This window comes from Burkholderia sp. FERM BP-3421 (genome assembly GCF_028657905.1).
GTDB lineage: Bacteria > Pseudomonadota > Gammaproteobacteria > Burkholderiales > Burkholderiaceae > Burkholderia.
Genome location: NZ_CP117782.1, coordinates 2,682,580 through 2,695,172, shown reverse-complemented (window position 1 = coordinate 2,695,172; position 12,593 = coordinate 2,682,580). Strand labels below are relative to the sequence as shown.

General features: G+C 70.9%; 9 protein-coding genes. 8 read left to right on the top strand and 1 reads right to left on the bottom strand.

Going from position 1 to position 12,593, the window contains the following annotated elements; genetic code table 11:
• Positions 1–152 precede the first annotated feature (152 nt).
• From Bsp3421_RS28130 to Bsp3421_RS28100, 7 genes are all read left to right on the top strand, one after another.
• The gene (locus tag Bsp3421_RS28130; RefSeq protein WP_443111538.1) at positions 153–2,261 is read left to right on the top strand and encodes a 3-hydroxyacyl-CoA dehydrogenase NAD-binding domain-containing protein; all 2,109 of its coding nucleotides are present in this window, start codon (positions 153–155) and stop codon (positions 2,259–2,261) included.
• 37 nt (positions 2,262–2,298) lie between these two features.
• Positions 2,299–3,495 (top strand): acyl-CoA dehydrogenase family protein, encoded by a 1,197-nt coding sequence (locus Bsp3421_RS28125; RefSeq protein WP_273999294.1) that lies wholly within the window; start codon positions 2,299–2,301, stop codon positions 3,493–3,495.
• Positions 3,496–3,504: 9 nt separating this feature from the next.
• Positions 3,505–4,668 carry an acyl-CoA dehydrogenase family protein gene (locus Bsp3421_RS28120; protein WP_273999293.1) on the top strand — a complete coding sequence of 388 codons (1,164 nt, stop codon included), beginning with the start codon at positions 3,505–3,507 and terminating at the stop codon, positions 4,666–4,668.
• A complete protein-coding gene (locus tag Bsp3421_RS28115) occupies positions 4,658–5,887 on the top strand; it encodes a CaiB/BaiF CoA transferase family protein (RefSeq protein WP_273999292.1) in 1,230 nt (409 codons plus the stop codon). The genes Bsp3421_RS28120 and Bsp3421_RS28115 overlap by 11 nt, the downstream gene beginning before the upstream one ends.
• A gap of 490 nt (positions 5,888–6,377) precedes the next feature.
• Positions 6,378–7,664 (top strand): dicarboxylate/amino acid:cation symporter, encoded by a 1,287-nt coding sequence (locus Bsp3421_RS28110; protein ID WP_273999290.1) that lies wholly within the window; start codon positions 6,378–6,380, stop codon positions 7,662–7,664.
• A 105-nt stretch (positions 7,665–7,769) separates the two neighbouring features.
• A complete protein-coding gene (locus tag Bsp3421_RS28105; RefSeq protein WP_273999288.1) occupies positions 7,770–9,689 on the top strand; it encodes a sensor histidine kinase in 1,920 nt (639 codons plus the stop codon).
• 31 nt (positions 9,690–9,720) lie between these two features.
• Positions 9,721–11,079, top strand: coding sequence for a sigma-54-dependent transcriptional regulator (locus Bsp3421_RS28100; RefSeq protein WP_273999287.1), 1,359 nt, complete (start codon positions 9,721–9,723; stop codon positions 11,077–11,079).
• A gap of 35 nt (positions 11,080–11,114) precedes the next feature.
• Here Bsp3421_RS28100 and Bsp3421_RS28095 read toward each other — a convergent pair whose 3' ends face one another.
• Entirely contained in the window at positions 11,115–11,651 is a 537-nt protein-coding gene (locus tag Bsp3421_RS28095; protein ID WP_273999286.1) for a peroxiredoxin family protein, read from the bottom strand.
• Between the two features lie 63 nt (positions 11,652–11,714).
• Between Bsp3421_RS28095 and Bsp3421_RS28090 the strand changes: the two genes are divergently transcribed.
• Positions 11,715–12,374, top strand: a complete 660-nt coding sequence (locus tag Bsp3421_RS28090) for a hypothetical protein (RefSeq protein WP_443111537.1) — start codon at positions 11,715–11,717, stop codon at positions 12,372–12,374.
• Positions 12,375–12,593 lie beyond the last annotated feature (219 nt).

Genomic DNA, 12,593 nt, shown 5'->3' with positions numbered 1-12,593 from the left:
CGCGACACTCATTGTCAAAGCAGACTTGACGGATTGTAAAGGACTCGGGGAATTGTCAATTCGGGTGGATCAATCGAGAATCGGGCTCACGACCCGCGCCGGCCGGCGCGATCCGACCCGGAGCCACGATGAACCAGGAGCAGGAACCCCCGATGAATCACGAACCGGTGGCGCGCGAGCGGCGCGACAAGGTGCTCGTCGTCACGCTCGACCATCCGCCCGTCAATGCGCTGTCCGCCGCGGTGCGGCGCGGCCTGCTCGACGCGCTGCAGGCCGCGGCCGTCGATCCGGCCGTCGCGGCCGTGCTGATCGTCGGCGCGGGGCGCAATTTCATCGCGGGCGCGGACATTCGCGAGTTCGGCAAGCCGCCGCTGCCGCCGCTGTTGCCCGAGGTCTGCCAGGCGATCGAGGATTGCGCGAAGCCGGTGGTGGTCGCGCTGCACGGCGCGGCGCTCGGCGGCGGCCTCGAGATCGCGCTCGCCGCGCACTACCGGCTCGCGGTGCCGGGCGCGAAGCTCGGCCTGCCCGAAGTGCTGCTCGGCCTGCTGCCGGGCGCGGGCGGCACGCAGCGCGCGCCGCGCCTGATCGGCGCGCAGGCGGCGCTCGACCTGATGTTGAGCGGCCGCCATGTCGGCGCGGAGGAGGCGCATCGGCTCGGGCTCGTCGATCGCGTCGCGCACAGCGACGACACGCTCGCCGAAGGGCTTGCGTATGCGCAGGAACTGCTCGCGGCGGGCGCGCCGGTGCGCCGCACCCGCGATGCGCAGGCGCTTGCCGATCGCGCGTCCGCGCAGGCGGCGCTCGATGCGGCGCGCGCGGAGACGACGCGCCGCGCGCGCGGCCTGTTCTCGCCGCCGAAGATCGTCGACGCGGTCGAGGCCGCGCTCACGCTGCCGTTCGACGCCGGGCTGCGGCGCGAGCGCGAGCTGTTCGCCGCCTGTCTCGACAGCCCGCAGCGCGCGGGGCTCGTGCACGCGTTCTTCGCGGAGCGCGAGGCCGCGAAGGCGCCCGAGGCGCGCGGCGCGACGCCGCGCCCGATCGCGCGGGTCGGGATCGTCGGCGGCGGCACGATGGGCGCGGGCATCGCCGTCGCGGTGCTCGACGCGGGGCTGCCCGTCACGCTGATCGAGCGTGACGCGGCCGCGCTCGAACGCGGTCGCGCGCACGTCGAGAAGGTCTATGCGGGGCTCGTCGCGAAGGGCCGCCTCACGCCCGCCGCGCAGACCGAACGGCTCGCGCGCCTGCACGGCGGCACGACCTACGACGCGCTCGCGCAGGCCGATCTCGTGATCGAGGCGGTGTTCGAGGACATGGCGGTGAAGCAGGCCGTGTTCGCGGAACTGTCGCGCGTGTGCAAGCCGGGCGCGGTGCTCGCGACCAACACGTCATACCTCGACATCGACGCGCTCGCGGCCGGCACGCCGCGCGCCGCCGACGTGATCGGCCTGCATTTCTTCTCGCCGGCCAACCTGATGAAGCTGCTCGAGGTGGTGGTGCCGGCGCAGGTCGATCCGGCGGTCGTGGCGAGCGCGTTCGCGTTCGCGGCGAAGCTGCGCAAGACTCCGGTGCGCGCCGGCGTCTGCGACGGCTTCATCGGCAATCGCGTGCTCGCGGTCTACCGCACCGCGGCCGACTATCTGATGGAGGACGGCGCGTCGCCGTACCAGATCGACCGTGCGGTCCGTGCGTTCGGCTTCCCGATGGGGCCGTTCCAGGTGGTCGACCTCGCGGGCGGCGACATCGGCTGGGCGACCCGCAAGCGCCGCGCGGCGACGCGCGATCCGCGCGCCCGCTATGTCGCGATCTCCGACCGGCTGTGCGAGCGCGGCTGGTTCGGCCAGAAGACGGGGCGCGGCTACTACCGGTATCCGGACGGCGCGCGCGCCGGCGTGCCGGATCCCGAGGTCGAGGCGATCGTGGCGGCCGAGCGCGCGGAGCGGGGCGTGACGCCGCGCGCGTTCAGCGATGCGGAGATCGTGCGCCGCTACCTGGCCGCGATGATCAACGAAGGCGCGAACGTCGTGCACGAGCGGATCGCGCTGCGCCCGCTCGACGTCGACGCGGTGTTCCTGCACGGCTACGGCTTCCCGCGCTATCGCGGTGGTCCGATGCACTACGCGGACACGCTCGGCCTCGATCGCGTGCTGGCCGACATCCGCGAATTCGCGCGCGAGGACCCGCTGTTCTGGACGCCGTCGCCGCTGCTCGTCGACCTGGTCGCGCGCGGCGCGAACTTCGCGAGCCTGGATCGCGCGGGCTGAACGCCGCGCGCCCGATGTCTTCATCGAGAGCTGAATCATGGATCTGAATTTCACCGCCGAAGAGGAAGCGTTCCGCGCCGAGGTGCGGCGCTTCCTGCGCGAACACCTGCCCGCGCCGATCGCGCGCAAGGTGAAGGGCGGCCTGCGCCTCACCCGCGACGACATGCTGAGCTGGCACGCGATCCTGAACGCGCGCGGCTGGCTCGCGAGCCACTGGCCGCGCGAGTACGGCGGCCCGGGCTGGAGCGTCGCGCAGAAGTTCCTGTTCGACAACGAGTGCGCGCTCGCGGGCGCGCCGCGCATCGTGCCGTTCGGCGTCAACATGCTGGGCCCGGTGCTGATCAAGTACGGCAGCGACGCGCAGAAGCGCCATTACCTGCCGCGCATCCTCGACGGCGTCGACTGGTGGTGCCAGGGCTACTCGGAGCCGGGCGCGGGCTCGGATCTCGCGGCGGTCCGGACCACGGCGGTGCGCGACGGCGATCATTACGTGGTCAACGGCCAGAAGACCTGGACCACGCTCGGCCACTACGCGAACATGATCTTCTGCCTCGTGCGCACCGCGACCGACGTGCGCAAGCAGGAGGGCATCAGCTTCCTGCTGATCGACATGGCGGCGCCGGGCGTCGAGGTGCGGCCGATCGTGACGCTCGACGGCGAGCACGAGGTCAACGAGGTGTTCCTCACCGACGTGCGGGTGCCGGTCGCGAATCTCGTCGGCGAGGAGAATCGCGGCTGGACCTACGCGAAATACCTGCTCACCTACGAGCGCACCAACATCGCGGGGATCGGCTTTTCGGTCGCGGCGCTCGAACGGCTGCGCGCGGTCGCGGCGAAGGTGACGAAGCACGGCCGGCCGCTCGCGGACGATCCGCTGTTCGCGGCGCGGCTCGCGCGCGTCGAGATCGAACTGGACAACATGAAGACCACCAACCTGCGCGTGCTCGCGGCGGTGGCGGGCGGCGGCGCGCCGGGCGCGGAAAGCTCGATGCTGAAGATCCGCGGCACGGAGATCCGTCAGGAACTCGCCGCGCTGCTGCGACGCGCGATGGGACCGTATGCGCAACCCTTCATCGACGACGCGCTCGACGCCGGCCACGCGGAGGCGCCGGTCGGCCCGGCCGAGGCGGCCAGCGCGGCGACGCAGTACTTCAACCAGCGCAAGCTGTCGATCTTCGGCGGCTCGAATGAAATCCAGAAGAACATCATCGCGAAGATGATGCTGGGCCTGTAAGGAGCGGCGATGGACTTTCGACATACCGACGACCGCCGGATGCTGGCGGATACGCTCGAGCGCTTCATCGGCGAGCAGTACGGGTTTGCCGCGCGTGACCGGATCGCGCGCTCCGGCGCGGGCTACAGCGCCGAGCTGTGGCGGCGCTTCGCGGAACTGGGGGCGGTGGGCGCGCTGTTCGAGGAGGCCGACGGCGGCTTCGGCGGCGCGGGTTTCGACATCGCGGTGGTGTTCGAGGCGCTGGGGCGCGGGCTCGTGGTCGAGCCGTTCCTCGGCGCGCTGCTCGCGGGGCGCGCGCTCGCGGCGACGGGCGAAGCGCGGCACCGCGCGCGCGTCGCGGCGCTGATCGACGGCGCGGCGACCGCCGCGTTCGCGCATGCCGAGCCGGGCACGCACTACGAGCCGTTCCTGGTGCGCGCGCGCGCCGAGCGGCACGGCGCGCAGTGGCGGCTGAACGGCGCGAAGGCGGTGGTCGACCACGGCGGGCAGGCGGATTGCTTCGTGGTGTCCGCGCGCACGGACGGCCGCGACGACGACGAGGCGGGCCTCGCGTTGTTCGTCGTGTCGAGCGGCGCCCCGGGCCTCGCGATACGCGACTACCCGAAGATCGACGGCGGCCGAGCGGCGGAGCTGCGCCTCGACGGCGTGCTGCTCGACGACGATGCGCGGCTCGGCCCGGCGGGCAACGCCGCCGCGCTGCTCGAACGGACGCTCGGCCTCGGCGTGCTCGCGCTGTGCGCGGAGGCGCTGGGCGCGATGGAGGTCGCGAAGGCGCATACGCTCGAGCACCTGCGCACGCGCCGCCAGTTCGGCGTGCCGATCGGCAGCTTCCAGGCCTTGCAGCACCGCATGGCCGACCTGGCGCTGGAAATCGAGCAGGCGCGTTCCGCCGTCATCAACGCGGCCGCGCAGCTCGGCGCGGACCGGCTTGCGCGCGAACGCGCGCTCGCGGCGGCGAAATACAGCATCGGCCGGATCGGCGCGCGGGTTGCGGAGGAGGCGATCCAGCTGCACGGCGGGATCGGCATGACCCGGGAACTGCCGCTGTCGCACTATGCGAAGCGGCTCGTGATGATCGATCACCAGCTCGGCGACGAGGACCATCACCTCGCGCGCTATATCGCGCTGTCCCGCTCGGCGGATGCGCGGACGGGAGCCGGCGATGGGCGCTGAGGGCGCGGCCGCGCTGCCGCTCGCGGGCGTGCGCGTGCTCGATTTCTCGCGGGTGCTCGCGGGGCCGTGGAGCGCGATGGTGCTCGCGGATCTCGGCGCGGAAGTGATCAAGGTCGAGCATCCCGGGCGCGGCGACGATACGCGCGACTGGGGCCTGCGCATCGGCGAGACCGAGACCGCGTACTTCAACAGCGTGAACCGCAGCAAGCGCTCGGTCTGTCTCGACCTCGGTGGCGAGGCGGGCCGGCGGCTCGCGCACGCGCTCGTGCGGCAGAGCGACGTGGTGATCCATAACTTCAAGGCGGGCGGCGCGGAAAAGCTCGGGCTCGGCTACGACACGCTCAACGCGTTGAACCCGCGCCTGATCCATTGCGCGATTTCGGGCTATGACCGCGCGGGGCCGGAGGCGACGCGCCCGGGCTACGACCTGGTCGTGCAAGGCGAGGCGGGGCTGATGGCGCTCAATGGCGAGGCGGAGCAGCCGCCGCTCAAGTTCGGCGTCGCGGCGGTCGACCTGTTCACCGGCATGTACGCGGCGCAGGCGATCCTCGCCGCGCTGTACGAGCGCCATGCGAGCGGGCGCGGGCGCCGCATCGAGATGGCGCTGTTCGATTGCGGGCTGATGATCACGTCGTACTACGGGCTCGAGGCGCTGCTGCTCGAACGCGATCCGCCGCGCTACGGCAACGCGCATCCGTCGATCGTGCCGTATGGCGTGTTCGACGCCGCTGATGGGCCACTCGTGATCACGGTCGGCAACAACGCGCAGTTCGCGCGCTTTTGCGCGGCGATCGAGCGCGCGGATCTCGCCGCGGACCCGCGCTTCGGCACCAACCTCGGCCGCTCCGAGCATCGCGCCGCGCTGCTGCCGGAGATTCGCGCGGCGCTCGCGCGGCGTCGTCGCGCGGATTTGCTGGCCGCGCTGGCCGAGGGCGGTATTCCCTGCGGCGAAGTGCTCGGCCTGCACGAGGCGCTGACCTCGCCGCGCGCGCGGGCGGCGGGGCTCGTGACCCGGCAGCCGCATCCGGTCGCGGGGGAGGTCGACGTGTTCGCGCCGCCGTACCGCTTCGACGGCGAGCGGCTGCCGGTGCGCGGCGCGCCGCCGGTACTGGGCGAGGCGACCGACGAGGTGTTGCGTACGCTGCTCGGGCTGCCGGAGGTGGAGATCGCGGCGCTGCACGCGGTGGGCGCGATCGGGCGGGGGCCGCCCGCGCGATGAGCGATGGAGGGCGGCCGGGCCCGTCGGCGGGTGGCGGTTGTTCACCGCCCGCCGCCCGCCGCCCGCCGCCCGCCGCCCGCCGTCCACCGTCCACCGTCCACCGTCCACCGTCCGCCGCCCACCGCCCACCGCCCACCGCCCACCGCCCACCGCCCACCGTCCGGATTGCCGGAATCGAAATTGTCCGAATTTCCGGAAAAATGGACGCGACTGTTTCTCTTGTGATTGAAAAACTCAATAAATTCAAGCCTTTGAGTTACGCAGTCGAGCTGGCATCGAGCTTGCAATGTATTGGACAGGGCCGCCTCGGCCTGACAACTACAGCAAGGAGACATTCGATGACCCGCTCGACCCATTCCCCCCGGACGACCTGAGTCCATCGCTTGTCGCGGCACGGCAGCCGCGCGGGCGGATGGCTCCCCTGACATCCGCCCGCGCGCGTGACGCCGCCCTTCGGCTCACCCATCCCCTTCTCCGTTCTGGAAGCATCGTGAACAAGAAACCGTTCTACAAAGTCCTCTACGTCCAGGTGATCTTCGCGATCATCGTCGGCGTGCTCCTCGGCCATTACTATCCGTCACTCGCGATCGACATGAAGCCGCTCGGCGACGGCTTCATCAAGCTGATCAAGATGGTGATCGGCCCGATCATCTTCTGCACGGTGGTGACCGGCATCGCCGGCATGCAGGACATGAAGAAGGTCGGGCGCGTCGGCGGCAAGGCGCTGCTGTACTTCGAGATCGTCTCGACCTTCGCGCTCGTGCTCGGCCTCGCGGCCACCCACCTGCTGCGCCCGGGCGTCGGCTTCAACATCGATCCGGCGACGCTGAACGGCAAGGAAGTCGCGTCGTACGCGGCCAAGGCGCACGGCCAGTCGACCGTCGATTTCCTGATGCACATCATCCCGAACACGATGGTCGATGCGTTCGCGCAGGGCGAGATCCTGCAGATCCTGCTGATCGCGCTGCTGTTCGGCAGCGTGCTCGCGCATCTCGGCGAGCGCGGCAAGGTGGTCACGGACTTCATCGACGGCGTCACGCGCGTGCTGTTCGGGATCGTGCACATCGTCACCAGGCTCGCGCCGATCGGCGCGTTCGGCGCGATGGCGTTCACCATCGGCAAGTACGGCGTCGGCTCGCTGGTGCCGCTCCTCAAGCTGATCGGCACCTTCTACCTGACCTCGGTGGTGTTCGTGCTGGTCGTGCTCGGTTCGATCGCGCGCTTCACCGGCTTCTCGATCATCCGCTTCGTCGGCTACATCAAGGAAGAACTGTTGATCGTGCTCGGCACCAGCTCGTCCGAGGCCGCGCTGCCGCAGCTGATGGAGAAGCTCGAGAAAGCCGGCTGCTCGCGCTCGGTGGTCGGGCTCGTGGTGCCGACCGGGTATTCGTTCAACCTCGACGGCACCAACATCTACATGACGATGGCCGTGCTGTTCATCGCGCAGGCGACCAACATCGAACTGACCTGGATGCAGCAGCTCACGCTGCTCGCGGTCGCGATGCTGACCTCGAAGGGCGCGAGCGGCGTGACGGGCGCGGGCTTCATCACGCTCGCCGCGACCCTCGCCGTGGTGCCGACCATCCCGCTGTCGGGCATGGTGCTGATCCTCGGCATCGACCGCTTCATGAGCGAGTGCCGCGCGCTGACCAACATCGTCGGCAACGGCGTCGCGACCGTGGTCGTGTCGGCGTGGGAAAAGGAACTCGATCGCGCGAAGCTGCGCGCCGCGCTGCGCGGCGAGGCGGTGGACGCGGGCGAGGCCGCCCGGGTCTGAGCGCACGCGCCGCGCGTCGGCGCTGATCGGCCCGCCGCCCGACGGGGCCGGCCCGCGCGCGGCGGGGGCCGGCCCCGTGTCGTTCGGACGCCCCCCTGTGCCACAATGAGTGCCTCTCATCCCCCGGAAGCCGTGACCGTGAAGCGCCGCCTGTTCGTCCTGTTCACGCTCGCCGTGGCGCTGGCGGCGGCCTGCGCGCTGACCTGGCACGTCACCTGGCAGCGCGGCATCGACGAACTGCGCCGCAACGCGGCCGCGCGCGTCGACCGCACCACCAACGCGCTCAAGAGCACGCTCGACCGCTACGAATCGCTGCCCTACCTGCTCGGCGGTCATCCGTTCGTGCAGGACGTGCTCGCGGAGCCGGGTCAGGCGGGCTACGTCGCGCGCGCGAACCGCTACCTGGAGGACATGAACCGCCACGCGCATGCGACCGCGACTTACATCATCGGCGCGGACGGGCGCTGCGTCGCCGCGAGCAACTGGCGCGAGCCGGACAGCTTCGTCGGCAACGGCTACCAGTTCCGGCCGTATTTCGTCGACGCGGTGGACGGCGGCGTCGGGCGCTTCTTCGGGATCGGCACGATCTCGCGCGATCCCGGCTACTACATCTCGCAGCCGGTCCGGCGCGACGGGCGGATCGTCGGCGTCGCGGTGGTGAAGCTCACGCTCGAATGGTTCCAGGGCGCGGACGCGTCCGAGCCGCTCCTCGTCGCCGACGACCACGGCGTGATCTTCCTGTCCTCGGTGCCGGCCTGGAAATATCACACGATGCAGCCCTTGCCCGCGCCGGTCGCGGCGTCGATCTATGCGACCCGGCAGTACGCGCAGCAGCCCGTCACGCCGCTCGCGATGCGCACCGAGCAGGTGCTCGCGGACGACGCGCGGATCGTGCGGGTCGGCGCCGGGCGGCGCGCGCCGCGCTATCTCGCGACCACGCGGCGGCTCGGCGAGCCCGACTGGCAACTGGTCACGCTCGCGCCCGTCGAGCCGGTCGACCTCGACGCGAGCAACGCGACCGTCGTCACCGGCTTCGGCTTCGTGTCGCTGTGCCTGCTGGGGTTCTACTGGCGGATGCGGCGCGCGCGCGTGCGGGAAATGATCCGCAGCCGCGCGCTGCTGCAGAACGCCTACGCGGAGCTGAACCAGCGGGTCGCGGAGCGCACCGCGGACCTGTCGCAGGCGAACGAGCAGCTGCAGAAGGAGGTCGGCGACCGGATCCGCGCGGAGCAGGAGTTGCGCGCCGCGCACGACGAGCTGATCCAGGCGGGCAAGCTCGCGGCGCTCGGCCAGATGGCGGCCGGCATCACGCACGAGCTGAACCAGCCGCTCGCGGCGCTGCGCAGCTTCTCCGACAACACCCGCGTGCTGCTCGATCGCGGCGACCAGACGGCGGCCCGCGAGAACCTCGCGGCGATCGCGGCGCTCACCGAGCGGATGGGCAAGATCACCAATCAGCTCAAGCTGTTCGTCGGCCGCGCGCGGCCGCGCAGCGAGCGCGCGCCGGTCGCGCGCGCGCTGCGCAACGTGCTGGCGCTGCTCGACGAACGCCTGCGGCCCGTCGACGTCGACGTGACGCTGCGCGATCCGACCCGCGGGCCGGCCGAGGCGGTCCGCTTCGATCTCGCGGCCGATCATCCGGCGCTCGTGGTCCAGTGCGAGGACCTGCGGCTGGAGCAGGTGCTGATCAACCTGCTCGGCAACGCGCTCGACGCGGTGGCGGCGGGCGCCGCGCCGCGCATCGAGATCGCGGTCGAGGTGGGGATCTCGACGGTCGCGATCACGGTGCGCGACAACGGCGCGGGCATCGCGCCGGAGGCGCTGCCGCGCCTGTTCGAACCGTTTTTCACGACGAAGGAGATGGGGCGCGGGCTGGGGCTCGGGCTGGCGATCTCCTCGTCGATCGCGAGCGACGCCGGCGGCTCGCTGACCGCGCGCAATGCGCCGGACGGGGGCGCGGCGTTCGTCTTGACGCTGCGCCGCGTGCGCACGCATCATCCGCACACTTCGGCGGCCGGCGCATGAGCCGAGTCGTCATGCATCAGGTAGACGAAAGATGACGATTTCCCTGCAAGTGATCTATATCGAGGACGACGAGCTGGTGCGGCGCGCGAGCGTGCAGAGCCTGCAGCTCGCGGGCTTCGAGGTCGTGGGCTTCGGTTCGGCCGAGGCGGCCGAGAAAGCGCTCGCGGGCGACGCGGCGGGCGTGGTCGTGTCCGATATCCGGCTGCCCGGCGCGAGCGGGCTCGACCTGCTCGCGCAATGCCACGAACGCATACCCGACGTGCCGGTGATCCTCGTCACCGGGCACGGCGACATCTCGATGGCGGTGCAGGCGATGCGCGACGGCGCCTACGACTTCATCGAAAAGCCGTTCGCCTCGGAACGGCTCGTCGAGACGGTGCGGCGCGCGCTCGAACGCCGCACGCTGGTGCTCGAGAATCATGCGCTGCGGCGCGAACTGGCCGGGCAGGGCGTGGTCGCGCCGCGCATCATCGGCCGCAGCCCGGCGATCGAGCAGGTGCGGCGGCTGATCGCCAATATCGCGCCGACCGATGCGTCGGTGCTGATCAACGGCGACACCGGCGCGGGCAAGGAACTGATCGCGCGCAGCCTGCACGAGCTGTCGCCGCGCCGCGACAAGCCGTTCATCGCGGTGAACTGCGGCGCGCTGCCGGAGCCGATGTTCGAGTCGGAGATGTTCGGCTACGAGCCGGGCGCGTTCACCGGGGCGGCCAAGCGCCGCGTGGGCAAGCTCGAATACGCGTCGGGCGGCACGCTGTTCCTCGACGAGATCGAGAGCATGCCGCTCGCGCTGCAGGTGAAGCTGCTGCGGGTGCTGCAGGACGGCGTGCTGGAGCGGCTCGGCTCGAACCAGCCGATCCGCGTGAACTGCCGGGTGGTCGCGGCCGCGAAGGGCGACATGCGCGAGCATGTCGCGGCGGGCACGTTCCGGCGCGATCTGCTGTACCGGCTCAACGTCGTGACGGTCGCGCTGCCGCCGCTTGCCGAGCGTCGCGAGGACATCGTGCCGCTGTTCGAGCACTTCATGCTCGACGCGGCGGTGCGCTACGGCCGGCCCGCGCCGCTGCTCAGCGACCGGCAGCGCGCGGCGCTGCTGCAGCGCGAATGGCCCGGCAACGTGCGCGAGCTGCGCAACGCGGCGGACCGCTTCGTGCTCGGCGTGACCGAGGGGCTGGATGCGGCGGCGGACGAGGCGGCGCCGGACGACGCGGGCGGCCCGGCGCTGAAGGCGCGCGTGGAGCAGTTCGAGCGCGCGGTGATCGCGCAGGCCTTGGGCGAGGCGGGCGGGGCGGTCGCTGATGCGGCCGACCGGCTGCAGGTCGGCAAGGCGACGCTGTACGAGAAGATGAAGCGCTACGGCCTGTCGGCCAGGGGCGAGACGGAGCGCTGACGCGGGCGGCGGCGCGCCCGCGCGGCGTGCCCGGGTCAGGCGGCGGTGTTCAGCGCCTTTTGCAGCAGCTGGTCGAGTTCCGCGAATTGCGGCGTGCCGACATAGCGCTTGAGGATCTTGCCGTTCTTGTCGATCACGAACGTGGTCGGCGTGAGCTGGACGTTGCCATACTGCTTCGCGACGCTGCCGTCGTCGAGCGCGACCTTGAACGGCAACTGGCGCGTCTGCGCGTAGTTCGCGACGTACATCGGCGGATCGTAGTTCATCGCGACCGCGACGAATTCGAGCCCCTGGCCCTTGAAGCGGTTATAGGTCTCGACCATTTGCGGCATTTCCTGCATGCAGGTCGCGCAGCTCGTCGCCCAGAAATTGACCAGATAGACCTTGCCCTTCAGATCGGACGTGGTGGAGACCTTCTGGCCGGACAGCAGCGTGAAGGTGGCGTCGGGCGCGCTCGACTTGCCCGCGAACGCGAAATAGCCGGCGACGGCGATCGCGACCGCGACGACGGCGAGCGCGACGTAGCGCAGCGGGCCGGCGCGGCGGCCGGCGGGGGAGGGAGCGGAACTCATCGGCTGGGCCTCGGGAGTGCGGGGACAAGGCGCGCGGCGCGCGGGCCGCGGGAACGGCGCTCATTGTACCGTCAATCGACCGCGCGCATCGCGGCCCGCCGCGCCGCGCGGCAGCGGATAATGCGCGTTTTGCATGATGGTTCGAGACGCATGATTCATACCGGTTTGTCCCTGGTTCGAGCGACGTGGCGCATGCGCGTCGCGGGGTGGCGGCGCGCGTTCGTCGTGGGGTGCGCGTGCGTGGCCTGCGCGGCCTGCACGCCCGCGTACGACTGGCGCACGCTGCACAGCGATGCCGGCTACAGCGTCGATCTGCCGGCGAAGCCGACCGTGGAGGCGCATCAGGTCGAGATCGGCGGCGTGCCGATGGAGATGCGGATGCAGGCCGCGCACTTGTCGGGCGCGGTGTACGCGGTCGGGACGGTGATGCTGCCGGACGAGCGCGACGCGACCCAGCACGCGGTGCTCGACTACCTGCGGGCCGGGCTCGCGCGCAACCTGGGGGCCGAGCCGGCGGTCAAGCCGGTGCTGGTGCCGCTCGCGGCGGGCGGGCAGACGGCGGGCGTCGAGCTGCGGCTCGACGGCGCGGGCGCGGCGCGCAAGATCGCCGTCGCGCGGCTGGTGGCGCGCGGCCGGCATGTGTATCAGGCGATCGTGATCGCGGATGCCGCGCCGCCCGACGAACAACTCGAGCAGTTCTTCGGATCGCTGAAGCTCGATTGAGGCGGGGTTCGCGCGACGGGTGCGCGGATTGAAGTCGCTTCGCAGGAAAAGCCGCTAATCGCCGGATTTTGCAGGGCTTTTTGAGCTATCCACAATGGATGTGGATAACTTTGTTGACAAGTGCGGCCCGATCGCCGCGAAACCCGGCCGGGAACAGGGCCGACGCGTTTCGGGGTTCACGTCGGTTGATTAAAAAATCAAATTAATCAATGGGTTGCG

Bases quoted from the DNA above. Each gene is read 5' to 3' on its own strand.
- Bsp3421_RS28130 (WP_443111538.1), top strand. From the start codon at position 153: ATGAATCACGAACCGGTGGCGCGCGAGCGGCGCGACAAGGTGCTCGTC.
- Bsp3421_RS28105 (WP_273999288.1), top strand. From the start codon at position 7,770: ATGAGTGCCTCTCATCCCCCGGAAGCCGTGACCGTGAAGCGCCGCCTG.
- Bsp3421_RS28100 (WP_273999287.1), top strand. From the start codon at position 9,721: ATGACGATTTCCCTGCAAGTGATCTATATCGAGGACGACGAGCTGGTG.
- Bsp3421_RS28120 (WP_273999293.1), top strand. From the start codon at position 3,505: ATGGACTTTCGACATACCGACGACCGCCGGATGCTGGCGGATACGCTC.
- Bsp3421_RS28115 (WP_273999292.1), top strand. From the start codon at position 4,658: ATGGGCGCTGAGGGCGCGGCCGCGCTGCCGCTCGCGGGCGTGCGCGTG.
- Bsp3421_RS28095 (WP_273999286.1), bottom strand. From the start codon at position 11,651: ATGAGTTCCGCTCCCTCCCCCGCCGGCCGCCGCGCCGGCCCGCTGCGC.
- Bsp3421_RS28125 (WP_273999294.1), top strand. From the start codon at position 2,299: ATGGATCTGAATTTCACCGCCGAAGAGGAAGCGTTCCGCGCCGAGGTG.